The sequence below is a fragment of the Enterococcus sp. DIV0774 genome (assembly GCF_050539095.1).
In the GTDB taxonomy this organism is placed as follows: Bacteria; Bacillota; Bacilli; order Lactobacillales; family Enterococcaceae; genus Enterococcus; species Enterococcus faecalis.
In genome coordinates, this window is sequence record NZ_CP172923.1 from 297,799 (window position 1) to 323,696 (window position 25,898).

Sequence of the window (25,898 nt, forward strand, 5' to 3'; positions counted from 1 at the left end):
GAAAGGATGATCGAAATGAAAGTTGTCGTTACTGGCTTTGATCCATTTGGAGGAGAAGCAATCAATCCTGCCTTTGAAGCAGTCAAAAAATTACCTGCTGAAATTGCAGGAGCTGAAATTATTAAAGTTGAGGTGCCAACTGTTTTTGGCACTAGTGGTGAAAAAGTTGCTGAAGCAATTGAAACCCATCAACCAGATATGGTGATTTGTGTTGGACAAGCAGGCGGCCGCCAAACAGTTACTGTTGAAAAAGTGGCGATTAATTTAGCGGAAGCGCGTATCCCGGATAATGCAGGACAACAACCAAGCGATGTGCCATTGGTTGAAGATGGAGCAACAGCCTATTTTACAAATTTACCGATTAAAGCGATGGTAAAAAATTGTCATGACCATCAATTACCTGCAGCGATTTCTTATACAGCAGGAACCTTTGTATGTAATGATATTATGTATCACTTACTACACTTAATTAACACTAAATATCCAACTATTCGTGGCGGATTTATTCATGTTCCGTTCCTACCAGAACAAACAATTGATAAACCAACGTTTGCTTCTATGTCATTAGAAGCAATCACAGATTCTTTGTTCTATATGATTGAAGCAGCGGTAAAAACGCAAGAAGATATTCAACTACAAGGTGGCACAACCCACTAATTAACTGGCGCTTTCGTGAGAACGGAGGCGCTTTTCTATTTTTACAAAAAGAAAAAGTAATTTTTGTTGGCGTGTGAAAAAATTTTTTATGCTATTTTCGTTGACAAGTCGGTTTCTTCTTGGTATATTGAGATTCATAAATTATTAGCCCAGTAGGAAATAGATGTTTTGTTCAGAAAGTCGATGGTTGCTGCGAATCGATCAAGTCTATTTGTGAATTACACTAATAAGTAGTGACAATTACATAATACATAAGCGAGAAGCAAGTAAGCTTCTAATTAAGGTGGTACCGCGGAGAGATTCGTCCTTATTCTTTAAGGATGAATCTCTCTTTTTATGTAGCTTTAGGAGGCGTTTTCAATGAGTTGTGGAGGGGTTATTCGTTATCATAAGATCCTTTAATGTCAGAGTATTCAGAAAAAAGATTAGAGGAGAGTAACGAAATGAAAGAAAAACAGAAAAAGAAGACCGTGAGTGTTCGAGAAGCAAGTATCGTGTTATTAATTATTGTGGCAGCTATTGCAACAGGAGTAATTGGCTTAAAGATATCGCCAAATATTACTATTTTGTTTGTGATTGCATTGATTTTAGGCTACGCAATGTTTCGTAAAGTACCATTTGATCAAATGCATAAAGGGATTGTTGATGGCTTGAAGCCAGGAATTATTCCAATTTTTATTTTCATTTTAGTGGGGGCATTGATTGCCGTTTGGATTCAAGCAGGAATTATTCCAACGATTATGGTTTTTGGTTTTAAAATGATTAGTGTTAAATGGTTTGTGCCGTCAGTTTTTATTGTCTGTGCGATTGTCGGCAGTGCAGTAGGTAGTGCTTTTACAGTGATGTCAACAATTGGAATTGCCTTTTTCGGTATTGGCAGTACCTTAGGGTTAAATCCTGCTTTAGTTGTGGGGGCGATTGTTTCTGGTTCAGTTTTTGGTGATAAAATGTCACCTTTATCAGAATCAACAAACTTAGCCGCAGCGATTGTTGAAGCGGATTTATTTAAACATATAAAAAACTTGATGTGGTCGACTGTACCAGCATTTATCGTCTCTTTAATCTTGTTTATGATTTTAGGACAAACGTACGCGAATACTAGTCTGACAGAAGTAGTTCAAGTTATTCAAGTATTGGAAGACCACTTTACCATTTCCATTTGGTCATTGTTACCATTAGCCTTAATGTTAATCTGTGCCTGGCGCAAAATTCCAGCGATTATCACGATTTTGTTGAACATTATTGTGGCAGTAATTATGATTATTATTCAAAATCCGAAAGTATCGTTGCAGGCATTAGGAAACACGTTGGAAAATGGGTTTGTTTCTCAAACGGGGAACGCACAAATTGATCAATTATTAAGTCGTGGCGGGATTATGAGTATGATGCCGACTGTGGCACTTATTATTCTAACGTTGTCTCTAGGTGGCTTATTAATGGAATTAGGATTGATTTCTGCGGTCATGGAAGTTGTTTCGCAGAAAATGAGCAGTACACCGAAATTGATTTTATCAACGTTATTAACAGGAATTGGCGTAAATATTTTTATTGGTGAACAATTCCTATCGGTTATTTTACCAGGGAATGCCTTTAAAGAAGTTTACAAAAAAGAAGGTTTGGATCCGACTGTTTTAGGCAGAACCTTGGAGGATGGTGGGACGGTTATTAACTACCTCATTCCTTGGGGGATTGCAGGTAGCTTCGTAGCGGGGACCTTTGGCGTACCAACGTTGACTTACTTACCATTTGTTTTCTTTAGCTTATTATCGCCTGTCTTCTCAATGGTCAGTGCATTTACTGGTTTAGGAATTAAGCGGTTATCAGCAGAACCTGTTACCGAAAAATAGATTGATTAAAATAGAACAGTTGATGGGGAATACTGTAGTTTCTCCCTGTCAATTGTTCTATTTTTCTTGTAAAAAAGGTTGCATTTTTAGAAAGAAACAGTTATAGTTGACTAGTCAATTGTTGACGAGTCATCTTTTTAAGGAGGAAACTATGTCGTTATCATTACGGGAAGTCAGCCAATTATTATGTCAGTTAAAGGTATTAGATCAAAAAATTACCAAAGTTTTTGAAGAGCAAGTTGGCTTGAGTTTGACTCGTTATGAGTTGCTGATGATTTTAAAAGAACGTCAGCCGTGTCTTCAAACGGAGATTCAAGAACACTTAAAAATCGATAGTGGTGCGGTCACTCGCCATTTGAAAATTTTAGAAGAGAAACAGTATGTGACACGACAGCGAAATCCAGAAAATAATCGGGAAGTGCTAGTGCATTTAACAGAAAAAGCACAACAAGAACTACAGCAATGTACAGCCAAGCAACAAATGGTAACAGAAATTATTCCCAGTACATTTACAAAGGACGACTGTCGCCAATTAAAAGAACTTTTGACAAAACTAGATCAAAGCATTACAACGAAAGAGGTATGATAGAATGACAACATATACAACGAATGATTTTTCAGAGATTGTTTTTGGCCGCAAATCGGTTCGGGTGTACGATGAAACCCATAAAATTTCTCATGAAGAAATGTTAACAATGATTCAAGAAGCGACCACCGCCCCTTCTTCTGTTAACATGCAGCCATGGCGTTTTGTCGTAGTAGAAAGTGAAGTAGGCAAAGAAAAATTAAAACCCTTAATTCGCTTTAATACGCGTCAAAATGAAACATCTTCTGCAATGCTCTTAATTTTTGGTGATCTAAACTGCCATGAGCGAGGAGAGGAAATTTACAATCAAGCCTATGCTAGTGGTAAAATGCCTAAGGAAGTGCGGGACCAACAATTAGCAGCCATTATTCCCCATTATGAAAGTTTAAGCAGAGAACAAATGAATGACATCGTAAAAATTGATGCGAGTTTAGCAGCTATGCAATTTATGTTAGTGGCACGAGCTCACGGATATGAAACAAATCCAATCGGTGGTTTTGAAGCGGAAAAATTAGCCGAAACATTTGGTTTAGATCAAGAGCGCTATGTCCCAGTAATGATTTTATCTGTGGGTAAGGGCATGGAAACTGGCTATGAATCTGTTCGTTTAGCACCAGAAAAAATCACGACATTTGAATAGGCAATAAAAAATGACGGCGTACGCTTGCATCAACCAACGATCTTAAAGAAAGTTGGCTAATGCAACAGCGATGCCGTCATTGTCGTTGGATAAAGTGACTTCCGTTGCGATGCTTTTAAGCTCGTCAACGGCGTTTTCCATAGCAATCCCCGTGCCGGCCCATTCCAACATTGTATAATCGTTGTGACCATCACCAAAAGCAATTACTTCTTCAGCAGCTATACCTAACTGTAGGGTTAGTTTTTCTAAAGAACGCGCTTTATCAATATTTTTTGCGGTAAATTCAAAATAGAAAGGAGCGGAAAAAGCAGCGGTGACGGTTTCTTTGAAAGGCGCGTAGATGGCCTCATGATATTTTTGTAAATAGGCGGGTTCACCAGCAATTAAAATTTTGTTCAAGGGAAAGTTTAGTCTGGCGGCTAAATCATGCCACTCACATAATTGAAAGTTGCCACCCCGTGATTCATATTCAATAATATTAAAATCACCAGTCTCTAAATGTAAGGTGTTATGAAAAACATCATTGACATACATAAATGTTTCATCATTAATCATTGGAATTACGTCAAATTGTTTCAAATGCTCTAAAATTTGTTGACTCAATGACTTTGAAATTGTCTGATTAAATAGTTGTTGCTGACTGCCATGATGGGTGACACAAGCGCCGTTATAGGAAAGTAAGTGTCCATTATAATGAGCCATCTCCAATTCATCTGCTAAGGTCCGCATACCGTTAGTCGGGCGGCCAGAAGCCAAAATCAGTGAGAGGCCTTGTTTTTGTGCAGCTGCTAGTGCTTGTCGCGTTTTTGGTGAAATCTTTTTTTCTGAAGTTAACAAGGTACCATCAATATCCATTACAATTGCTTTGATTGCCATAATTGGCCTCCAATCCGAAGAGTTTCTTTCTTTTAGTATAAAAGTTTTTTCTATTAATGTAAACGGATTCTCTTGTGAGGTGTATAAAAGAATTATTTTACAAAAATCTATACTATTTTTTTGTGAAATTTCATATAATAGAAGTATTCTAATTATCTACATAGAGAGCGAGGGACAAGGAATATGAAGGAAAAAGAAATGCATTCGCTCTTTTTTAAACATAAGTTTGTGAAAGTAACTCCCTATTTACGTCGTTTTGGTCATCGTTTGAGTGGGATGATTATGCCAAATTTGAGTATTTTTATTGCGTGGAGCTTATTGTCTTTGGTGGCTGGCTATACGACAGGGAATCTACGGCTAGCTCTTTCTGAAGTCGAAACGATAATGATTCGAGTTGTTTTACCGATTTTAATTGGTTTTACAGGCGGAAAAATGTTCGAGGAACAACGTGGCGGCGTCGTAGCTGCTATTGCGACAGTGGGCGTGATTGTTTCCACAGATGTTCCACAGTTGTTTGGTGCTATGTTTATTGGCCCTTTAGCAGGATATACTTTCGCCAAAATTGAACAAATTCTCTTACCGAAAGTTAAAGAAGGCTATGAGATGCTGACTAAAAACTTTTTAGCAGGAATTGTGGGAGGACTGCTGTGCTGTTTTGGTATTCTGGTTGTAGCTCCGGCTGTTGAAAGCGCTAGTTTTTGGCTGTATCAATTTTCTTCTTGGTTAATTGAAGCCAATCTTTTGCCATTGGTTCACGTTTTCTTAGAACCCTTAAAAGTGTTATTTTTTAATAATGCGATTAACCATGGCTTATTAACGCCTCTAGGTTTAGAAGGTGCTAGTCAAACAGGTCAGTCCATTTTATTTCTATTGGAAACAAATCCTGGACCAGGCGTGGGCGTTTTGGTTGCTTTTCTGCTGTTTGGGCCTGTAGGACAACGAAAAACAGCAGGAGGTGCCACCATGATTCAACTGATTGGGGGCATTCATGAAATTTATTTTCCGTTTGTTTTAATGGATCCGCGCTTATTTTTAGCAGTAATTGCTGGAGGAATGAGTGGTACGCTTGTTTTTCAAATATTTAATGTGGGGCTAAGTGCTCCAGCTTCGCCAGGTTCATTGGTTGCGATTTTAGCCAATGCCCCGACTGAGGCGAGGCTGGCGGTTTTTAGCGGAATTTTTGTTAGCTTTCTGTGCTCTTTTGCAATAGCAAGCTTGTTATTAAAACGTCAACGAGGAATTGAACCAGTTTCAATGATAAAGATGAAGGAGAAGGAGGAAGACCAAGTGGAAACAGTCACACCTAACTATCAGCAAATTTTATTTGTTTGTGATGCAGGAATGGGCTCAAGTGCCATGGGGGCTAGTTTGCTGAGCCGACAATTAAAAGCTGTGGACTTGGAGATACCTGTGACTTACCAGTCCGTTCATCAGATGAAGTGGCAGCCTAAGACATTAGTGGTCATTCAAGCAGAATTGAAACAGTTAGCACAAAAGTACGTCCCAGAAAAGGATATGGTGAGTGTTCAAAATTTTTTAGAAATTAAATCCTATTACCCGCAAGTTTTAGCCAAACTGACTGCTTCTTCTCAAGAGCAATCTTCACTTGGTTCAGAGTCTACTGAAACGAACCCGACCAAACAAATACAGAAGCTTGTTTTTTTATATGCCGAGAATGTTCGAGGATCGCAAACAATGGGAATGGAATTATTGCGGCAACAAGCAGCGAAACAAGGAGTCGCGATTGAAGTATCTAAAGAACCACTGGAAACAGTCTTTTTTACCAAGGAGACAACCTACGTAGTGACTCGTGAACTGGCGCAAGCCTATCATTTAGATCTAACGCAACAAAATTTATACGTAGTTACTAGTTTTTTGAATAAGAAAGAGTATCAAAAATGGCTGGAAGGAGGAGCTGATAGATGTTTTTAACGACAAGAGAAACTGTTCTATTAACGGAATTAGTGAATAGTCCTACCCCCGTTTCAGTAAACCGCATGATGAATTTGTTAAAGGTTAGCCGCCGGACGGTATATCGTGAATTAGAAAATTTAGAAACCTCGCTAGCATCGATGGGCGCGACATTGGAAAAAGTAGCTCGTGGGCGCTTTTCGATTCAAGCAGATGAAGCAGCGATGACGGAAATTCAGGCTGCTATTTTAGGAGAAGAGACACAGGAACTTTCTACTTTGGCGCGGCAACATGCGATTTTATTGACATTACTGCAAACAAAAGAGCCAGTCTCTATGCATTATTTTCTGGAAACGTATTGTATTAGTAATACGACTTTTTATGCCGATATTAAACAATTAGAAACACGGATTGCTCGGATTCCGTTGACGATTTCTCGGAATCAAGGCTATGAAGTGACTGGTTCTGAAAAATATCGCCGTCTTCTAATGGCGAATATTCTAAGTATGGAAATTAATGAGTACCAATTTTTTCATTTTACCGAATTAACAACAAACGACCATTTTTTCTTTCAGTTTATTCATGCAGAACATTTAGCATTTGCACAAAAAATTGTTCAGCCAGAAGTAGAAACTTTATTTCCAGCATTAAGTGATCGCAAATTACAACATTTGATTTTAATGTTAACAATTGCGATGGATCGGGTCACTGCAGGTTTTTATTTAGCTGATGAGACCTATACTGGGCAGATGAATAAGGCCTTTCTAAATTGTTCTAAACGACTTTTTTCAAAAGTCGCTGCTGAAACAAAACAACTATACGCTGTCAGTGAGATTGTTTTTTTTGCTAGCTTATTAAGTGATTTTTCTAATTCTTTTGATGAAGATTTTTTTGATGAACATTTTGACACTCAGCTGGCTTATGAAGTGAAACAACTGATTGAAGCAGTAAGTCAAGAAACGGAAGTTAATTTTTTCGAAGATACCAATTTGTATAAAATGTTGTTGACGCATTTATCAGGTGTTTTTTCTCGGGCGGTTTTACAAGAAGAAGATTTAACGAATCCCATTTTAGAACGGATTATGAATCAATATCAAGAAATAGCTGCGGCTTTACGCCAAGCGTTGCCGCAAATTTTTCCGCAAAAGAATTTATCGGAAGAGGAAATTGCCTACATGGTACTTCATTTTGCCAATTCTTTAGAGCGGAGTCCCAAAATTATGGAAGTTGATATTGCTGGTTTTTCTCCTAGCGGTTTGGCTTCGACAAGTATGCTGGAAATGCGATTACGGCGCTACTTTCCTTTTATCAACCAGATTCATTTTTTTCGGATTGCGGATTTAGGTAAGGTGAATGTTGAGGAAAACTATGACTTAGTGATTTCCACTTCGTTATTACCAGGATACAATGGTAAATATAAATTGATCTCACCGTTACTTTTAGACGATGAAATCCGCCAATTGAAAGAAGAGTTTAAGCGGATTAGTCACGAAAAACGCTCGCTTAGGAAAGCGCCTGTGAAAAAAATAGGTGGCGAAGAAAGCTACGAAACGGTGGTCGCTTTCATGGAAGAAATTAGTAAACTATTAGAAACATTTTTCATAGCAGATTTAAATAATCAAGCGGATTTAGCAGAAACCGTTCAACAAGCCCTCGCGCAACTTTCCACAGATTTAATCACCGATAGTGCAATCGTCTGTCAGCAATTGATGAAACGTTACGAGCAAGCGCCTATTGGGATTCCTCAGACGGAAATGGCCTTATTCCATACCTCAAGTACAGCAGTGACACAGCCTGTTTTTTGTATTTTTAATCTGGCCCAGCCACTTATGATTGAAGGTATGGATAAAAAGCCGATGCAGTTACAACGTATGTTACTCATGCTAGCGCCGATGCCGATTGATGAAACAATCGGGAAAATTTTAGGAAAAATCAGTGGTGCGATTATTATGAATGATTTAAATACAGAAATTTTTCATTCAGGAAATGAAGCCATTGTTTATCAGTTGCTTTCGTCATTATTAATTGAAGAAATGAAAGGCTAGGTGTTGAGAGATGTTTGAAATTACAGCGGAGCAAATAATGTTGAATCAGTCGTATGCTAGTTGGGAGGAAGCACTAGCAGCTTCTGGTGAATTACTGCTAAAAAATCAGTTAGTCACGCCTGACTATGTCAAAGCAATGTATCAACGCCAACAAAAAGTCAGCGTGTATATCGGTAACTTCGTGGCATTGCCTCATGCAGAAGGACAAGATGAACAAGTTTTAAAAGAAGGGATTTGCTTTATTCAAGTGCCTGATGGGGTTAACTTTGGTACGGAAGCAGATCGAAAAATAGCTACTTTGTTATTTGTCGTTGCTCTAAAAAGTCAACGGCAATTAAGCATGCTTCAAGAATTAGCTTTTTTCTGTTCAGATCTCGAAAACATTCAGCGACTCAGTGATTGTCAAACAATCGATGAAGCGCAAAAAATTCTGGCTCAAGCCTAAAGTTACGTCTAAAAAAAATTCAATCTGAAATGTTCAATAATTATTTAAATAATTTTATATTAAAAAAATAAAATATTTTAATTTAAGAGATTAAACAAAAAAGATAAGAAGATTCCTTGACAAAAAATAGGCCCTATGATAAATTTAAAGTAACTTGTGACAAAGTCGTGCATGGATGCACTAAAAAGACACCCTATTGCAGTAGGGTGTCTTTTTTTGCTGTTTAGACAGCAGCGGCTGGAAGCAACTTGTTTATTCCTCGTTCTGTTTTTCCAACCAAATGGTTACAAGTTTCAGGACAATCCCGACAAAAATCGGCACAAGAATTTTTGTGACAATCTCGTACATGTGATGCACCTCCTTTCGAGGCAAGTCGCCAATTTGAGTATAGCATAAAAAGTTGTTCATTTATTATTGAAATTATTAGAAATGGAATAAGCACGTGTTTTCTGGTTTTCGTAACTAGAGAACACGTGCTTTTTTCTTTCAACTTTTGGCACAATGGTTTGTGCCAAAGTACGACTTTTTTCAGATTCGGAAAGCGGATACAATTTAGTCAACAAGAAAAGTTACTTGAGAGAAGGGGAATAAAAATGGAACAAGTACCAGAAAAAAATAAAGTATCAATTAAAGCAAAAGTCCAAAGACTTGGCAGTACCTTATCTAGCATGGTGATGCCCAATATCGGGGCGTTGATTGCGTGGGGCGTTTTGACAGCGCTATTTATCCCAGATGGATATCTGCCAAATAAAGCCTTTGCCACGATGGTTGGCCCAATGTTGACCTATTTAATTCCATTATTAATTGGCTATACTGGTGGGAAAGTAATTGCAGGTGATCGCGGTGCCGTAGTTGGCGCAATTGCGACAATGGGCGTGATTGTGGGAACCGATATTCCGATGATGCTAGGTGCCATGATTATGGGTCCACTTGGTGGCTTTACAATTAAGAAATTTGATCAGTATTTCCAACATCGGATTAAAGCTGGTTTTGAAATGTTAGTAAACAATTTTTCAGCTGGATTGATTGGTTTTGCATTAGCTTTACTTGGTTTTTCAGCGATTGGCCCAATTGTCGATGCGCTGACTGCTGCAATGGCACGTGGTGTGGAAATCATTTTAAATGCTCATTTGATTCCATTAACGAGTATTTTTATTGAACCGGCAAAAGTGCTCTTTTTAAACAATGCGATTAATCATGGCATTTTAACACCCTTAGGGACAGAACAAGTCTTATCGGCTGGTAAATCAATTCTTTTCCTATTAGAAGCAAACCCTGGTCCTGGGTTAGGTGTCTTATTAGCATTTATGTTTTTTGGAAAAGGTGCGGCAAAATCTTCTGCGCCGGGAGCAATAATTATTCATTTCCTTGGTGGTATCCACGAAATTTACTTCCCATATGTAATGATGAAACCGTTATTATTCTTATCGGTTATTGCAGGTGGCGCGACAGGTAGTTTGGTTTTCCAAACGTTAGATGCTGGTTTACGTGCGCCCGCTTCACCAGGCTCCATTATAGCTATTTTAGCGATGACACCAATGGGTTCTTACTTACCAGTTATTTTAGGTGTTTTGGCAGCAACTGCTGTTTCCTTTGCAGTATCCGCAGTCATTTTAAAAGCAGATGCGAAAGAAGAAAGTGATGAATTTGCCCAAAAAGTGAAAGAAACCCAAGCTGCTAAAGCAGCATCAAAAGGATTAACTGTCACAAATGGTAGTGCTTCATTGTCAGGAATTCAACAAATTATTTTTGCTTGTGATGCTGGGATGGGCTCTAGTGCAATGGGTGCGTCTATCTTACGGAAAAAGGTCCAAGAGGCTGGTTTAGTACAAACTGTGACGAATCGGGCCATTAATAATTTGACCGATGAGGGAAATACATTGATTGTCACACAAGCGGAATTGCAAGAACGGGCCAAACAGAAAGCACCTAATGCAACCTTTGTAGCAGTTGAAAACTTCTTGAACTCACCACGTTATGATGAAATTGTGGCTGAACTATCAGGTACCAAAGAAAAAAATGACGCACAACCAACAGTCTCCAAAGCAACACCTGCTTCTGAAATTGAGGGAGATTTAGCAAATGTCAATGAGATTCTTTTGGTTCACGATGACCGTGTCGGGTCAGCAACGATGGGAATGAAAGTCTTAGAAGAAATTTTAGATAAAGAGAAAATTTCAATGCCGATTCGAAAAATTAATATTAATGAATTAACTCAACAAACACAGGCTTTAATTGTCACAAAAGCTGAACTAACGGAACAAGCCCGTAAAAAAGCACCGAAAGCGACACACTTATCAGTAAAAAGTATGGTTAATCCCCAAAAATATGAAACAGTGGTTTCGCTCTTAAAAGAAAGTGCCTAGAGAGGAAGAAAACAATGGAAAATCTTACGAATATTTCAATTGAATTAAATCAACAGTTTAATACAAAAGAAGAAGCTATTCGCTTTTGCGGCGAAAAACTAGTCGAGGCAGGCTGTGTTGAGCCCGCTTATATCGAAGCAATGATTGAAAGAGACCAATTGCTATCTGTTTATATGGGGAATTTTATTGCCATTCCTCATGGAACAGAAGAAGCCAAAAAATTAGTGAAAAAATCAGGAATCTGTGTAGTGCAAGTCCCAGAGGGCGTTAATTTTGGCACCGAAGAAGATGAAAAAATTGCTACCGTATTATTTGGGATTGCCGGAGTCGGTGAAGAACATTTGCAATTAGTCCAACAAATTGCACTTTATTGTAGTGATATGGATAACGTGGTGCAACTTGCCGATGCATTAAGTAAAGAAGAAATAACAGAAAATTTAGCCATTGCTTAAAGGAGAGAATAAGAATGAACGCAGTACATTTTGGAGCAGGAAATATTGGACGCGGCTTTATCGGCGAAATTTTAGCTAAAAACGGGTTTCATATTACGTTTGTGGATGTTAATGAAACCATCATTCAAGCGTTAAAAGAACGTAAAAGTTATACAATTGAATTGGCCGATGCCTCACATCAACAAATTAACGTTGAAAATGTGACCGGGTTAAATAACATGACAGAACCAGAAAAAGTAGTAGAAGCAATTGCGGAAGCCGATTTAGTCACGACGGCAATTGGTCCTAATATTTTACCAAGAATTGCTGAATTAATTGCTCAAGGAATTGATGCACGTGCCGAAGCAAATTGTCAAAAGCCGCTGGATATTATCGCTTGTGAAAATATGATTGGTGGTTCAACCTTTTTAGCAGAAGAATTGGCCAAATATTTGAAAAAACCAGCTTATGCTGAACAATGGATTGGTTTTCCTGATGCGGCGGTTGATCGGATTGTTCCATTACAAAAACATGAAGACCCACTTTTTGTTCAAGTTGAGCCTTTTTGTGAATGGGTCATTGATGATACCAACCGAAAAGCCAAAGAGATTCAGTTAGAAGGCGTTCATTACGTTGCTGATTTAGAGCCGTATATTGAACGAAAATTATTTAGTGTAAACACTGGCCATGCTACAGTTGCCTATACAGGGGCGTTGTTAGGCTATCAAACCATTGACGAAGCGATGCAGGACGCCTTAGTGGTAGCACAACTCAAATCAGTTTTGCAGGAAACCGGTAAACTTTTAGTGGCTAAATGGAATTTTGATGAACAAGAACATGCAGCCTATATTGAAAAAATTATTCAACGTTTCCAAAATAAATATATTTCAGATGCTATTACACGTGTAGCACGGACACCAATCAGAAAATTAGGTGCGCAAGAACGGTTTATTCGACCAATCCGTGAATTACAGGAACGCAATCTAGTGTCGCCGCATTTATTAGCAATGATTGGTATTGTCTTTAATTATCATGATCCAGAAGATGAACAAAGCCGTCAATTACAGGAAATGCTTGACCAAGAAAGCGTTGATACAGTGATCGCTGAAGTAACGGGCATTGAAGATCCAGAAACGGTTAAAAATATTAAACAAAACGTAGAACGCTATGCGCGACCACAAGTAGCATAATAACAAAATCCTTCTACCAAGATACTTCACATTTCTTAATTAAAGAAAAAAACAACCGCTCACTGATTAAAGTGAGGGGTTGTTTTTAACATATTGACTAAGTGGTTTTTGATAAAGCTCTCCTTTGAAGGTACCTGTATTGAAGTATTCAGCTAATTGGTAACCAATGAATGGGCCAGTAGTGAGTCCTGATGAACCAAGTCCGCTAGCAACCACAAGGTGGGGCATTTCTGGCAAAGGGCCAAAAAACGGAGCGAAATCGGATGTATAAGCACGTGTACCGACGCGGTAATGCATGGGTTGCTTAAAAAGCTGCTCTGCTTCTTTTAGAAATGGCGCAGTCCCAGAAGTTAGTTGTTGAAAAGCGCTAGCAGTCTCTTCTAAATCCCAGGCTTGTTCATTTTCGTGGGTGGCACCTAATAAAATTTTTCCTTGATTAAAAGGAATTAAATCGGCTTCGCCATCTAACATAGCAACAGGCCATTGCTGACTATTTGTAAAAGGGGTCTCGAAAACTAACAATTGTCCTTTTTGGGGACGAATGTCCACAGATAAATTTAAAGTAGCGAGTAATTCCTTTAAATGAGGACCAGGTGTTAAAGCGAGAAAATCAACGCTCTTTTTTTCTGAATTTGTGACAATTTCCCACCCTTGATTCAGTTGTCGAAAGTGCGCCCGTTGTGAACAAAAAGTGACCCCTTTGGCTTCGGCGCGTTTCTGAAGATGGTTTAGATAAGCTGGCCCATCTAGGCGACCGCCGCCAGAAATAAAAAGTGAGGGAGTTTCCTTAAGTAGCGGTAAGAACTTCGCTGTTTGAACCGCTGACAACATCGTGATTTCTCCAATTTCAGGTGCAGTTTGCTTACGCTCTTCTGCCAAATGGGCTAAGTCTGCCAAAGCGGCTGCCGGGCGCAAAATGACTGTCCCTGATTGACGATAAATATCCTCCGTCAGCTGAAAATCTTTGACTAGCTTTGGAAATAGGGCAGCGCCCTCTCGCGCTAATTGGTACCATTTCTTATTTCGACGTTTGGATAGCCAAGGGGAAATAATCCCAGCGCTCGCTTTAGTCGCTTGGCCGATCCCTTCATCATAAACGGTAATGTCAAATTTTTGTGGATCTAAATAATTAGCTAACGTCATTCCGATAATGCCGCCGCCAATAATGGCAATTTTTTTCATGCTTCTTCTCTCCTTCGAACAGTTGTATTGTAACACAAAAAAACCGCCTCTAGACAGAGACGATTGAGAGATAAATTGTTAGCGGGTCCTTCTGTGTGTGTAAATAGAATTGCCGCCTTCTAAAACGTGAACAATTTCTTGTGCCATTTCTGCCACAGGCACGGGATCATAGCCAATAAATAAGTTCTTTAAAAAGGGGATTTTCTTAAAAAAATAAATACATTTACTAAAAAGTATGGTGCCGGTACGTTCTTGACCTACAAGTAAACTAGGATAAAAAATTACTGCTTCGGCGACTTCTTGGTGGATTAGTTCCTCCGCTGCCAATTTGGCATCCATATATTTTCTCAAAGGGAAAGGAACAGTATTGGCTGAAATAAATAAAAACTTAGCTGGCTTTTTTTGTTGTGCTAAAAAAGAGCTGATTTTTTTCACGGGCGTCAGAATTAGCCGTTGATAGGTTTTCTTTTTTCGTGGATTTTCAAATAAAATACCTACCGTATCAATGACCCAGTCAGCACGCTGGACTTGTTCTTGCCAATTCGTGTCACGAGTAACATCGGAGCATACCCACTGCACTTGGTGGCTCCAAGATGCGGAGAGCGTGGCAGGCTTTCCATGACGTGAAACACTGATGACTTGATGTTGGCGTTGGACTAAAATTTTTGCGATTTGTTGACCTAAAAAACCGCTACCGCCAAAAATAATAATTTTCATGGCAAGCCCTCACTTTCAATTGTTTCTTCTAGTGTACCTTAAATAAAAAAAGAAGCAAAAAATCTCGATTGCGCATAGTTTAGTTATAAATAACATAAAAATAACCTTTTTAGATTGTTGAAACACAAAGACCCAACAATGGTTATTTATTGTCGTGAAATAAATAAAAAAATGAACAAAAATGAAATAAATCAGACTAAAGGCCTAGAGAAATGCCCTTGTTTCTTGAATTCAAGCATGGTTAAATAGGTATAAGTGAACGACCGAGCAATTTAGTTTGTTGGGGAAAATAGACAGAATGAGGAGATGAAACGAAGAAAATGAAGAAGAAAACGATAATTATATTGGGGGCAGTTGCGGTAATTGCGGTTGGGGGCATCGTAACTGTGAATGCGTTAAATAAAAATGCACAACAAGTAGCTGTCAAGCAAGCGCCTAAAGATGACTGGGGAATTGACTATTTTGACGTTCCCGACTTGCAACAAATTTATATTAACGGTGTCATCCAACCGGAACAAATGGAAGCCTTTGCGCGTGATCAAAAAATAACAAAGGATCCAGAGATTAAGGTGAAAAACGGCGATGTCGTAGATGCAGGCACAGAATTATTTACTTATGAAGATGAGGCGGTCACAAAAGAAATTGAGGCACAACAAAATAGCTTAGCCAAATTAGAAACGAAGCGGGCGAATATCTATAATAAGTGGAATCGGGCCATTGATAAATTTAATAAAACTAAAGAAGAAGACCGCACAATGTCTGGTGATGATTTAAATGAACAATATCAAACAGAAGTCGATGCGGTAGATGAAGAGATTACCTTCACCAATGAAACCTTAGCGGATTTAGGAGCGAAGCAATATATTTCCACAAAGGCTAATTTCAAAGGTCGCGTATCAATTCCAGAAGTAAAAGATGCCAATTCACCGATTTTACGGTTAACTTCAGAAGATCTTTATTTAGCTGGAAAAGTGAATGAAAAGGACTTGACTAAAATTAGTGTTGGGCAAAAAGCTAAACTAACTTCTGTTTCCAACAATGTGGTTGTGGATGGCTCAATTTCTTACATCGATGATAATCCTCCTGAAGGCAACAGCGATGCCGCGAGTGGCAATCCAGAGGGTGGCACGACGATGTCTAGTTATAGCGTCAAAATTGCGTTGGCCAATTTAGACAAAGTTAAAAATGGCTACCATATGCAAGCAACCATTGATTTAGGCGATTTAGGGGCGATTGAGTTACCGAAAAAAGCGATTCAAAAAGAGGGTGAACAGGCCTACGTTTTAGTGAATGATTTTGGAACCATCATTCGTCGTGATGTCCAAGTCGGGCAAGAAAATGGCGACAAAATGGCGATTGAATCTGGCTTAGAATCAGCCGACCGAGTAGTTATTTCTTCAAAAAAACCAGTAAAAGTCGGTGATATTGTTGAATCAGATGCAGCGATTGCTTCTGATGAATCAGCAACCAACGAATCAATGACAGATGCGTCGAAATAGGAGGGCTTGATGGTGGAAGCAAATAATACAAATCAACCCCTCATTGAATTGCGGGACATTAACAAGTTCTATCCGGTAGGTAAGGAAAAACTACATGTTTTAAAAGAATTGAACTTGACCATCCATCAAGGAGAGTTCATTTTAATCATGGGGAAGTCCGGCAGCGGTAAGACAACACTGATGAACATTATCGGTTTCTTGGATCGCTTAACAGACGGAAGCTATCATTTCTCAGGAACAGATGTTTCAAAATTGTCTGAAAATAAAAAATCAGCCTTTCGCAATGAATATCTAGGGTTTATTTTTCAACAATTTTTCTTGATTAATTCTTTAAATGTTAGTCAAAATGTTCAATTGCCCTGTGTTTATGAAGGGAAAAAAAGCCGCGCTGAGAAAAAAGCGATTGCTGAAAAATACCTAAAAATTGTCGGTTTGGAAACAAAAGCCAAATCAAAAGTTACTGAACTTTCTGGAGGACAGCAACAAAGAGTAGCCATTGCTCGTTCCTTGGTGAATGATCCATTATTGATTATGGCTGATGAACCGACTGGGGCATTGGATAGTGAAACGGGTACAGAAATCATGGAATTATTGAAAGAATTGAATGAACAGGGCAAAACAATTGTCATGGTGACACATGATGAAGATATGAAAAAATATGCCTCACGAGTGATTCATATGAAAGATGGTCGCTTTTTGGAAGAAGAGGTGATTAGATGATTGCTAATTTATTTGTTAGTACTTTTTTAAGCTTAAAGGCGCATAAGTTGCGGGTATTTTTAACGATGGTCGGGATTATTATTGGGATTACATCAGTCGTAACGATTTCTGCGCTAGGTGAAGGGATGAAGCGTCAAGTTGTGAAGGCATCCAGTGCAGTGAACGCGGATGTTTTGAAGATTCATTATACAATGTCGGATGGTAGCAGTGACAATTTTATGTCCTATGAAGAGCCAGATTATACGTTTAGCCGAGTGGACTTGAAGAAATTACAAGACATTCAAGGAATTGAAAGTATTTATCCTCAATATGGTGAATCAATGATGGGGGGCGGAGACAATTTGTTTGTACCAATGGATTATTTTGGGGCGCAGGCGAATTTATCCATTACGTCGACTAAAGGGCAGAATGATATTTTATATGGTCGTGATTTTCAACCGAGCGATGCAAATACAGATGCGATTGTCTTAAATCATGATATCTTTGAAGCGCAAATTCGGCTTGATGATCCTAGCCAACTCATTGGAAAAGCTGTTTCAATTGGTGGTTATATGTACAAGGTGATTGGTATTTTAGCACCAAAAGATTTAGATAGTTTGGGCATGAACGATGATTGGGCAACTGCTATGAGTAGTTTTGTTTCTCGAGAATCATATAATAAATTAGCGAAAACAAAAGCAATTAGCGGCATCAATATTAAAGTTCGTGAGGGAGCGGACCGTGAAGCAATTTTAGGACAGGCAATCACTATTTTAAGTGAAAATCATCCTGAAGTGAAAGGAACGTTTAAAGAAAACGACCAAGACCAACAACTCCAACAACAAATGGAAGAAATGGTCACGGGTATGACAATGTTTCTGATGGCAATTACTGCAATCTCCCTATTAGTCGGGGGAATTGGCGTCATGAACATCATGTATGTGTCTGTCACGGAACGGAAACGAGAAATCGGGATTCGTCGGGCCATTGGTGCTAAACCACGAGTCATTTTATTCCAATTTTTAATGGAAGCAGCGTTTATCACATTGATTGGTGGTTTGATTGGTGTCGGCTGCGGCTACTTATTGGCAACTGTGGTCGGTGGGTATATTTCGATTACGCCAATTATTACGCCGTCCATCTTTGCTATTTCAACATTGGTTTCGGTCTTCACAGGTATCTTTTTCGGGATTATTCCAGCAATTGGTGCCTCGAGGATGGATCCGATTAAAGCGATTTATAATTAAAAAGAAGAGCTTGGTAGTCACATCTTTTTTGATGATCTTATCAAGCTCGCTTTTTTATTTCATGTCACTAAGAATTTTCTGAATCAATTCTTGTTGAAACTCTTTGGTATATTGTTCGGTGAGTTTCGCTTGTTCTTCTTGGGACATTGATGGATTCGCCATCATAGCAGCCATCATTTTTTTGCCAACTGTTTCAGTCCCTTCTTTTTTGATATCAGCGGCATGTTGTTCCATATATTCGCCTAATTTTTTTGCTTGATCAGCACTTAAAACTAGCCAGTCACTAGCAACGTTGAAGGTGTTTTCTTGTTTTGCAAATTGGTTATCGTTGTCAGCAAGGCCAAATAGTGTTTTGGCCCAAGACTCTTGATAGGACCATTTCGTCGTTTTTTGGACTAATGTGGCTTTTTGAGCATCTTTTTGAACTGTGTTTGTGACGTTTTCCGTTCCTGTTTTTTGTAGTTTCTTTTTATCTGGTGTGTTATATAAATAAACTTTTTCGGAACCATCGCCCAACGGCTGGTACAATAACATGTTGGGGCCATCTTTACTTGAACTACTGCTTTTTAGTTCAAACGTTTTGTCCTGAGTAACTTCGGTCATACCAAAATGATCTTTATCGTTTAAAACGATAAGACTTAACGAAGCTAAGAAGCCTAAACCAAAAATAACCATACAGCATTTATGCCAAACTTTTCGGCCAAATACATTTGTGTAGGCAAAGCCTAACACGCAAAGGATTAAAAGGAAAATAATCATTATTTCATTGCACCTACTTCCTTAACAGGCATCGCTTCTTTTTTATTTAAGAAGAAAGTAATCGCAAAGCCGAGAACGCCAAAGATTGTTGCCACGAAGAAGGCTGCGTGATAACCGTTTAATGTTGCGTTTGTTGCTTGGTCGCGATAAGCGAGTGGGGCTGTTTTTAATAAGTCTGATGCAGGTAAGCCGTCTTTGGTAACATTTGTTAAAACACTAATCAAAACAGCTGTTCCAATTGAGCTGGCTACTTGTCGGAAGGTGTTGTTTACAGCAGTTCCGTGACTTAATAAATTCATTGGTAAAGCATTCATGCCAGAAGTTGTCACAGGCATCATGACCATCGAAATACCAAACATCCGAATCGCATATAGGACAATGATATAAATAATAGGTGTTGCTTTTGTTAAGAAAGCAAACGGTAACGTTGCAGCTGTTAAAATAAACATCCCGGTAATCGCAAGACGACGGGCACCAATTTTATCAAAAATGCGACCCGTTACTGGCATCATAAGTCCCATAACTAACGCTCCTGGTAAAAGCATTAACCCTGAATGGAAGGCAGATTCGCCACGAATATTTTGGATATACAAAGGTAAAACCATTTCGGCACCAATCATTGCCATGTTGGTTACGCCAGATAAAATGGCTGCAACAGTAAAGACTTTTGATTTAAAAACGCGTAGTTCTAAGAAAGGTTGTTCTAAATGCAATTGTCGATATGTAAAAAGACATAAAACAATCGCACCAACAATTAAGAATCCATAGACTTGCGGGCTACCCCAACCTTTATCACCAACGCTTGAGAAACCGTAAAGTAAGCTACCAAAGCCGAGAGTAGAAAGAATGACCGATAAGACATCGATACTTGGATTAGATAATTGGATGACATTTTTCATTAAAAATGAAGCTAAAATTAGGACTAAAACGACAATTGGAATGACCATCCCAAAAAGGTCACGCCATGTATAAGAATCAATAATCCAACCAGATAATGTTGGACCTAAAGCGGGTGCTAATCCGATAACAATTCCCGTTGTGCCCATGGCAGCGCCACGTTTTTCAGGCGGGAAAATTGAAAGCATAATTGTTTGTAAAAGAGGCATAGATACGCCGACCCCTGCGGCTTGAACAAGACGTCCAGTCAATAACATGCCGAAGTCTTGAGCTACAAAACAGATGATGGTTCCGATTAAGAACGTTGACATCGCTGTTATGTATAATTTTTTTGAACTAAATTTGTTAATCAACCAAGCACTGATGGGAATCATAATGCCGTTCACAAGTAGGAATCCAGTGGTTAGCCACTGTACACTTGAAGCTGAAATATCAAATTCTTTCATTAATGTAGGTAAGGCCGTCGTTAAAAGTGTTTGGTTTAAAATCGTACAAAATGTTCCGATTAGTAAAACGCCGACTAGTAACGACCGGTTATAAGGTTTTCCGTGAATATCCACAGGTTGTTGTGAAGTCACATATATCGCTCCTTTTTCTGTAAGTTTCAAATTAAATTGCATTAACTACTTTACAACTAATTAGAATCTTTGTCAACTTACTTGACAAAGGTGTAAAAAAAACTACAATTAAGGAAAGGATAAGGGAAAGGAAGTTAAACTAATGTGGTCAAAAATGATTCAGCGTTTGTTAAATGAAGAAAATTTGTTGATAGGAATTAGTGAACTAAGTGAAATTGCTGAAGTTTCGCCACGTCAACTTCGTTATTGGGAAGAAAAAGGGTATATTTCTTCCATTGCGAAAGACGCAAACGGTCCACGGAAATATCGGTTACATACAGTCGTCAAAGTGCATTGGATCAAGCGTTTTTTAGATGAAGGATATACATTACAAAGTGCGGTGGAAAAAGCAGAAGAGCAGCATCGTAATGTGGGGATGACGAAAAAAATCTTTAGTCAAATGTTTCATGGTATCTCAGAAGTTTGTCCCAATTACGTAGCGATTGATTTGGGCGATTTCGATGAAGAACAAAAATTATATGTCGTATTTAATGAAACCACAGAAGTCAGTGAGTATCTTTTAATTCCTAAGGATGCAGATGTTTCTGATGAGTTAAAGAAAAGAAAATAAGAATGAAATAGGACTGGGAGAAAGACCTGAAGTGAAAGTAAAACGTTACTGAATGAATCTTCGAGTTCTTTTTTTCTTGCAATTTCTTTATTTTTCTATATAATTTCTTATATGGAAAAGGAGGGTTTCGATGAAAGAAACAAAACCTTACGGAACAGTCTTGTTAAAAGCGGCTAAAATCATGGACTGTCTAAGTTTACAACCCGATCAAACCTTACAGGAAATTGCAAAGAATACCGAAATGACGGCATCAACGGCAATCAAAATTTTAGAAACCTTAACATTAATTGGCTATGTTCAAAAAGACACGAACAAGACGTACCGCTTAGGAACAAAATTGATTCGCTATGCGAATCAAAGTGTGGAGCAAATCGATTTAGCTGAAATTGCGGTACCTTATTTAGAAAACCTTCAAAATACGGTCGATGAAACCATTCATTTAGGGATTTTAAATAATAATGAAATTCTGTATATCAATAAATTAGAACCGAAAAATCAAACGATTCGCATGTCCTCGAAAGTGGGAATTACTCGACCTTTGTATAATTCGGCCATGGGTAAAGCCGTTTTAGCAGAATTTTCGGAAGAACAAGTGCAACAATATTTAGACACGCAGACATTAATTCCCTATACCGAAAATACGATTACCAATCCCTTGCGTTTGAAAAAAGAATTAAAACAAGTGCAACAAACGGGGGTTGCTTACGATGATGAAGAAATTGAACAAGATATTTTCTGTAGCGGAGTATCTTTAATGAAAGATGGCGAAATTGCGGGTGCTTTTAGTGTGAGCATGCCGAAATATCGTTTGACAGAGGAAAATAAAACGACGATTAATCAAGCCCTTTTAGCAACAAAAGCAGCGATTGAAGCGAAATTATAGTAGAAAAAGAAAGACAAACAAAAGTCGATTGGGATTTTTGTTTGTCTTTCTTTTTTTATTTTTATAAAAACGTTTGCATTTTCTTTTTTTATCTGTATAATGAAGTTGTGAATTTCTTTATAATAAATATATATTTCTAAATAAGAAATGAGGGAGTCTGTTGAAGCGAGTATCAATTTTACAAAAATTAGAAAATGCTGGCGTAATTGCTGTGGTTCGCGGAAAGACAAAAGAGGAAGCGCTAAAAGCTAGTCAAGCTATTGTAGCAGGCGGTATGCGGGGGATTGAGTTAACCTTTACTGTTCCTCGAGCAACAGAAGTGATTCAGGAATTAGTTGCGTTATACAAAGAAAATCCTGACGTAGTCATTGGTGCGGGGACAGTTTTGGATGCTACGACTGCTCGTTTAGCTATTGTAGCAGGGGCTGAATATATTGTGAGTCCAAGCTTCGATGAAGAAACCGCTAAAATTTGCAATTTATATCAAGTTCCCTACTTGCCAGGCTGTATGACCATCACAGAAATGAAAGAAGCACTGAAAAGCGGAGCAGATATTATTAAACTATTTCCGGGAAGTGTTTATGGACCGAGTGTTATTTCGGCATTTAAAGCGCCATTGCCTCAGTTAAATATTATGCCAACGGGTGGTGTCAGTTTGGAAAATATGGCCGAGTGGTTTGCTGCAGGTGTGACGGCTGTCGGTGTTGGTGGCAATCTGTTAGCGCCAGCAGCAACTGGGGATTTTGAAAAAGTTCGTGAGGTTGCCCAAGCCTATATGGAAAAATTCCAAGCAATCAAAGGGGTGTAGGCACATGGGGAAAGTCGTAACATTGGGAGAAATCATGTTGCGTTTGTCCACGCCTGTCGGAATACGCGTAGCACAAACAGAAAATTTCGCTGTACATTACGGCGGTGGTGAAGCGAATGTAGCGATTTCGTTAGCGAACTATGGCCACCAAGTGACTTTTGCTAGTAAAGTGCCCGATAATTCATTAGGAGAAGCCGCCAAAAAGCATTTAAGTCGTTATGGGGTTTCAACGGAATTTGTACGAACTGGCGGAACACGCCTAGGAACGTATTACTTGGAAACTGGTACAGGAGAACGAGCAGCCAGTGTTGTCTATGATCGCGCCTATTCAAGCTTTGCTCAAATCGAAGAAATGGAATGGGACTTACATGAGCTGTTTTCAGGAGTAGAGATCTTTCATATTTCAGGGATTACAGCGGCGTTATCAAAAAAGTGGCAAAGTATGACGGTTGCGCTAGTTAAAGCAGCGAAGCAAGCAGGGTGCCAAGTAAGTTTTGACATTAATTATCGAGGGAAACTTTGGTCCCAGAAAGAAGCGAGCGTGGCATTGAAGGCCATTCTTCCATTTGTTGATATTTGTTCAGCTGGGGTATTAGATGCTCGTTATTTACTGGAGATTCCAGAACCAGAGGAAGAACTTGAAGACGCATTAACGTGGTACTACCGAAAAATGCAAGAACGTTATCCCAACATTCAAGTATTTTATTCAACCAAACGTCAAGTTCATTCAGCGACAGATAATGAATTAATCGGAACGCTATGGTACAAAGGTGCGTATTATACGTCCAAATGTCATCGATTACAACCGATTGTTGACCGTGTCGGTGCCGGTGATGCGTTTGCTGGTGGGGTTTTACATGGCATATTAGCTGCCTATGATCCACAAACCTGCATTGATTTTGCGACAGCGGCTAGTGCGTTAAAACATACTGTCCATGGTGATTGTAATCAATTTAGTCAAAAAGAAGTCCTTGCTTTTTTTGCAACGGGCTCAGGAAAAATAAATAGATAGGAGATTTTAGTTATGCAAAATATGGAAACACGTTATACACATAGTCCGGCGGATATCCGTCACTATTCAACAGAACAATTGAGAGATGAATTTTTAGTAGAGAAAGTTTTTATTCCAGGTGCAATCAGCTTAACCTACACACATAATGATCGGATGATTTTTGGTGGTGTGACACCGACCACAGAAGAATTAGAAATTATTTTGGACAAAGAATTAGGAGTTGATTATTTCTTAGAACGTCGTGAACTAGGAGTTATTAATATTGGGGGACCAGGCTTTATTGAAATTGATGGCGCCAAAGAAACAATGAAAAAACAAGATGGCTATTATATTGGGAAAGAAACAAAACATGTTCGTTTTTCTTCAGAAAACCCTGATAATCCAGCGAAATTTTACATTAGTTGTGTGCCAGCACATCATAAATATCCGAACGTAAAAATTAGTATTGATGAAATTACCCCAATGGAAACGGGTGATCCATTAACATTGAACCAACGTAAAATTTACCAATACATTCATCCGAACGTTTGTGAAAGTTGCCAGTTACAAATGGGCTACACCATTTTAGAACCAGGTAGCGCTTGGAATACAATGCCTTGTCATACACATGAACGTCGTATGGAAGCGTATGTTTATTTTGATATGGAAGAAGATACGCGGATTTTCCACATGATGGGTAAACCAGACGAAACGAAACATTTAGTAATGAGTAATGAACAAGCAGCCATTTCACCAAGCTGGTCAATTCATTCTGGGGTTGGTACAAGTAATTATTCCTTTATTTGGGCCATGTGCGGAGAAAATATTACGTACACAGACATGGATATGGTTGCAATGGATCAATTAAAATAAACCAAAGAAAGAGGAGAAAACATGGAATTTAAAATGAATGATTTTCAATTAGATGGAAAAGTAGCGTTAATTACAGGTGCTGTTTATGGGATTGGCTTTGAGATTGCGAAATCCTTAGCTGAAGCAGGAGCAACAATTGTTTTTAATAACTTATCTCCTGAATCAGTTGAACAAGGCTTGGAAAATTATCGGGCCGCAGGGATTGAAGCACGTGGTTATGTGTGTGATGTCACTGATGAAGAGCAAGTTCAAGCGATGGTTGCTCAGATTAAAGAAGAAGTCGGCTCTATTGATATTTTAGTCAATAATGCGGGAATTATTAAACGAATTCCAATGGTGGATATGTCAGCAGAAGAGTTCCGTCAAGTGATTGATGTTGACTTGAATGCGCCATTTATTATGGCAAAAGCGGTTATTCCAGATATGATTGAAAAGGGTCATGGCAAAATTATCAATATCTGTTCAATGATGAGTGAACTAGGTCGTGAAACAGTTAGTGCGTACGCGGCAGCAAAAGGCGGACTAAAAATGTTAACGAAAAATATTGCTTCTGAATATGGACAATATAATATTCAATGTAATGGGATTGGACCTGGCTACATTGAAACGCCACAGACGGCGCCATTAAGAGAACCAGGGCATCCATTTAACGAATTCATCTTGGGACGAACACCTGCTAATCGTTGGGGCACACCAGCAGACTTAGCTGGCCCAGCAGTTTTCTTAGCATCTAACGCTTCTGACTTTGTTAACGGACATATCTTATATGTTGATGGTGGAATTTTAGCTTATATTGGAAAACAACCATAATAAATAAGTAAAGGAGCGAGATTAGCAATCTCGCTCCTTTACTTATGGCTAGCCTTCTACTAAAAACTCACATAAAAGAAAGAAGCAATCGCCACAGCAAATGAAATAATAGCAAACACTAAGCTACTCCATAGTCCTAACAGAATAAATGGTGAGGTTCTTTTGCCGCCCTCTTTCTTTAAGTAGGAAAATGTCCGTCCAGTAACAATGAATTGCCAGATACTAATCAATAAAAAAATACCGCCAATTAAGTAACGCATGTCCTCGTCCTCCTTCTATTTAGTATACCACTTGATGAAAACGTTATCAAAACGCTGTATAAAAAAGTTGCCTTTCAAAAAAGAGAAAGGC

At 38.7% G+C, this 25,898-nt stretch carries 26 protein-coding genes and 1 other annotated feature; of the genes, 19 read left to right on the forward strand and 7 right to left on the reverse strand.

What is annotated here, in order from left to right; translation table 11 throughout:
* Nucleotides 1-15: 15 nt before the first annotated feature.
* The 4 genes from pcp (at nt 16) to IGL86_RS01560 (ending at nt 3,730) form a co-directional block, all read left to right on the forward strand.
* On the forward strand, nt 16-657 hold the full coding sequence (gene pcp, locus IGL86_RS01545) for a pyroglutamyl-peptidase I (protein WP_002355269.1): 642 nt from the start codon (nt 16-18) through the stop codon (nt 655-657).
* Nucleotides 658-793: 136 nt separating this feature from the next.
* Nucleotides 794-969, forward strand: a binding site (T-box leader).
* A gap of 89 nt (nt 970-1,058) precedes the next feature.
* Nucleotides 1,059-2,504, forward strand: coding sequence for a Na+/H+ antiporter NhaC (nhaC, locus tag IGL86_RS01550; protein ID WP_002383673.1), 1,446 nt, complete (start codon nt 1,059-1,061; stop codon nt 2,502-2,504).
* Nucleotides 2,505-2,655: 151 nt separating this feature from the next.
* Nucleotides 2,656-3,090 carry a MarR family winged helix-turn-helix transcriptional regulator gene (locus IGL86_RS01555; RefSeq protein WP_002370202.1) on the forward strand — a complete coding sequence of 145 codons (435 nt, stop codon included), beginning with the start codon at nt 2,656-2,658 and terminating at the stop codon, nt 3,088-3,090.
* A 4-nt stretch (nt 3,091-3,094) separates the two neighbouring features.
* Nucleotides 3,095-3,730: a nitroreductase family protein gene (locus IGL86_RS01560; protein WP_010713585.1), complete on the forward strand. Its 636-nt coding sequence runs from the start codon at nt 3,095-3,097 to the stop codon at nt 3,728-3,730.
* A 42-nt stretch (nt 3,731-3,772) separates the two neighbouring features.
* Here the strand turns inward: IGL86_RS01560 and IGL86_RS01565 are convergent, their stop codons facing one another.
* Nucleotides 3,773-4,606: a Cof-type HAD-IIB family hydrolase gene (locus tag IGL86_RS01565; protein ID WP_010713584.1), complete on the reverse strand. Its 834-nt coding sequence runs from the start codon at nt 4,604-4,606 to the stop codon at nt 3,773-3,775.
* Nucleotides 4,607-4,789: 183 nt separating this feature from the next.
* Between IGL86_RS01565 and IGL86_RS01570 the strand changes: the two genes are divergently transcribed.
* Genes IGL86_RS01570 through IGL86_RS01580 form a run of 3 tightly spaced genes read left to right on the forward strand, consistent with a single transcriptional unit; the run spans nt 4,790 to nt 9,007 of the window.
* Nucleotides 4,790-6,538: a PTS transporter subunit EIIC gene (locus tag IGL86_RS01570; protein WP_010713583.1), complete on the forward strand. Its 1,749-nt coding sequence runs from the start codon at nt 4,790-4,792 to the stop codon at nt 6,536-6,538.
* On the forward strand, nt 6,529-8,562 hold the full coding sequence (locus IGL86_RS01575) for a BglG family transcription antiterminator (RefSeq protein WP_033625305.1): 2,034 nt from the start codon (nt 6,529-6,531) through the stop codon (nt 8,560-8,562). The genes IGL86_RS01570 and IGL86_RS01575 overlap by 10 nt, the downstream gene beginning before the upstream one ends.
* Nucleotides 8,563-8,572: 10 nt before the next feature.
* Nucleotides 8,573-9,007 carry a PTS sugar transporter subunit IIA gene (locus IGL86_RS01580; protein ID WP_002355276.1) on the forward strand — a complete coding sequence of 145 codons (435 nt, stop codon included), beginning with the start codon at nt 8,573-8,575 and terminating at the stop codon, nt 9,005-9,007.
* Between the two features lie 252 nt (nt 9,008-9,259).
* Here IGL86_RS01580 and IGL86_RS01585 read toward each other — a convergent pair whose 3' ends face one another.
* Nucleotides 9,260-9,355: a type I toxin-antitoxin system Fst family toxin gene (locus IGL86_RS01585; protein WP_015543884.1), complete on the reverse strand. Its 96-nt coding sequence runs from the start codon at nt 9,353-9,355 to the stop codon at nt 9,260-9,262.
* 245 nt (nt 9,356-9,600) lie between these two features.
* Here IGL86_RS01585 and IGL86_RS01590 point away from each other — a divergent pair, with 245 nt between their 5' ends.
* Genes IGL86_RS01590 through IGL86_RS01600 form a run of 3 tightly spaced genes read left to right on the forward strand, consistent with a single transcriptional unit; the run spans nt 9,601 to nt 12,994 of the window.
* Nucleotides 9,601-11,373 (forward strand): PTS mannitol-specific transporter subunit IIBC, encoded by a 1,773-nt coding sequence (locus tag IGL86_RS01590; RefSeq protein WP_002387897.1) that lies wholly within the window; start codon nt 9,601-9,603, stop codon nt 11,371-11,373.
* Nucleotides 11,374-11,387: 14 nt separating this feature from the next.
* Nucleotides 11,388-11,825: a PTS sugar transporter subunit IIA gene (locus tag IGL86_RS01595; protein ID WP_002355279.1), complete on the forward strand. Its 438-nt coding sequence runs from the start codon at nt 11,388-11,390 to the stop codon at nt 11,823-11,825.
* 14 nt (nt 11,826-11,839) lie between these two features.
* Nucleotides 11,840-12,994: a mannitol-1-phosphate 5-dehydrogenase gene (locus IGL86_RS01600; RefSeq protein ID WP_430605626.1), complete on the forward strand. Its 1,155-nt coding sequence runs from the start codon at nt 11,840-11,842 to the stop codon at nt 12,992-12,994.
* A gap of 66 nt (nt 12,995-13,060) precedes the next feature.
* On the opposite strand, the gene IGL86_RS01605 is transcribed toward IGL86_RS01600, so the two are convergent.
* Together IGL86_RS01605 and IGL86_RS01610 are read right to left on the reverse strand one after the other, a co-directional pair.
* On the reverse strand, nt 13,061-14,176 hold the full coding sequence (locus IGL86_RS01605) for an NAD(P)/FAD-dependent oxidoreductase (protein ID WP_010707863.1): 1,116 nt from the start codon (nt 14,174-14,176) through the stop codon (nt 13,061-13,063).
* 78 nt (nt 14,177-14,254) lie between these two features.
* Nucleotides 14,255-14,893, reverse strand: a complete 639-nt coding sequence (locus tag IGL86_RS01610; protein WP_002373205.1) for an NAD(P)H-binding protein — start codon at nt 14,891-14,893, stop codon at nt 14,255-14,257.
* A gap of 320 nt (nt 14,894-15,213) precedes the next feature.
* Between IGL86_RS01610 and IGL86_RS01615 the strand changes: the two genes are divergently transcribed.
* The 3 genes from IGL86_RS01615 to IGL86_RS01625 are packed head-to-tail and all read left to right on the forward strand — an operon-like array spanning nt 15,214 to nt 18,338.
* Nucleotides 15,214-16,392 (forward strand): efflux RND transporter periplasmic adaptor subunit, encoded by a 1,179-nt coding sequence (locus tag IGL86_RS01615; protein WP_002355284.1) that lies wholly within the window; start codon nt 15,214-15,216, stop codon nt 16,390-16,392.
* A gap of 9 nt (nt 16,393-16,401) precedes the next feature.
* The gene (locus IGL86_RS01620; protein WP_002383683.1) at nt 16,402-17,112 is read left to right on the forward strand and encodes an ABC transporter ATP-binding protein; all 711 of its coding nucleotides are present in this window, start codon (nt 16,402-16,404) and stop codon (nt 17,110-17,112) included.
* The gene (locus tag IGL86_RS01625; RefSeq protein ID WP_002355288.1) at nt 17,109-18,338 is read left to right on the forward strand and encodes an ABC transporter permease; all 1,230 of its coding nucleotides are present in this window, start codon (nt 17,109-17,111) and stop codon (nt 18,336-18,338) included. The genes IGL86_RS01620 and IGL86_RS01625 overlap by 4 nt, the downstream gene beginning before the upstream one ends.
* A 54-nt stretch (nt 18,339-18,392) precedes the next feature.
* Here IGL86_RS01625 and IGL86_RS01630 read toward each other — a convergent pair whose 3' ends face one another.
* Together IGL86_RS01630 and IGL86_RS01635 are read right to left on the reverse strand one after the other, a co-directional pair.
* On the reverse strand, nt 18,393-19,097 hold the full coding sequence (locus IGL86_RS01630) for a DUF4811 domain-containing protein (protein WP_002364955.1): 705 nt from the start codon (nt 19,095-19,097) through the stop codon (nt 18,393-18,395).
* A complete protein-coding gene (locus IGL86_RS01635; RefSeq protein ID WP_025192642.1) occupies nt 19,097-20,614 on the reverse strand; it encodes an MDR family MFS transporter in 1,518 nt (505 codons plus the stop codon). Before IGL86_RS01635 ends, IGL86_RS01630 begins: the two co-directional genes overlap by 1 nt.
* A gap of 100 nt (nt 20,615-20,714) precedes the next feature.
* On the opposite strand from IGL86_RS01635, the gene IGL86_RS01640 reads away from it, so the two are divergent.
* The 6 genes from IGL86_RS01640 to IGL86_RS01665 all read left to right on the forward strand — a co-directional run bounded on the left by IGL86_RS01640 (nt 20,715) and on the right by IGL86_RS01665 (nt 25,547).
* The gene (locus tag IGL86_RS01640) at nt 20,715-21,182 is read left to right on the forward strand and encodes a MerR family transcriptional regulator (RefSeq protein WP_002383688.1); all 468 of its coding nucleotides are present in this window, start codon (nt 20,715-20,717) and stop codon (nt 21,180-21,182) included.
* Between the two features lie 130 nt (nt 21,183-21,312).
* Nucleotides 21,313-22,065, forward strand: a complete 753-nt coding sequence (locus tag IGL86_RS01645) for an IclR family transcriptional regulator (RefSeq protein ID WP_002355294.1) — start codon at nt 21,313-21,315, stop codon at nt 22,063-22,065.
* Between the two features lie 160 nt (nt 22,066-22,225).
* Nucleotides 22,226-22,873, forward strand: coding sequence for a bifunctional 4-hydroxy-2-oxoglutarate aldolase/2-dehydro-3-deoxy-phosphogluconate aldolase (locus tag IGL86_RS01650; RefSeq protein WP_033625303.1), 648 nt, complete (start codon nt 22,226-22,228; stop codon nt 22,871-22,873).
* Between the two features lie 4 nt (nt 22,874-22,877).
* Nucleotides 22,878-23,885 carry a sugar kinase gene (locus IGL86_RS01655; protein ID WP_033625300.1) on the forward strand — a complete coding sequence of 336 codons (1,008 nt, stop codon included), beginning with the start codon at nt 22,878-22,880 and terminating at the stop codon, nt 23,883-23,885.
* A gap of 12 nt (nt 23,886-23,897) precedes the next feature.
* Nucleotides 23,898-24,737, forward strand: a complete 840-nt coding sequence (gene kduI / locus IGL86_RS01660) for a 5-dehydro-4-deoxy-D-glucuronate isomerase (protein ID WP_002355301.1) — start codon at nt 23,898-23,900, stop codon at nt 24,735-24,737.
* A 21-nt stretch (nt 24,738-24,758) separates the two neighbouring features.
* Entirely contained in the window at nt 24,759-25,547 is a 789-nt protein-coding gene (locus IGL86_RS01665; protein ID WP_002362994.1) for a gluconate 5-dehydrogenase, read from the forward strand.
* Nucleotides 25,548-25,606: 59 nt separating this feature from the next.
* Here the strand turns inward: IGL86_RS01665 and IGL86_RS01670 are convergent, their stop codons facing one another.
* Entirely contained in the window at nt 25,607-25,807 is a 201-nt protein-coding gene (locus tag IGL86_RS01670; RefSeq protein ID WP_002355314.1) for a hypothetical protein, read from the reverse strand.
* Nucleotides 25,808-25,898: the final 91 nt, after the last annotated feature.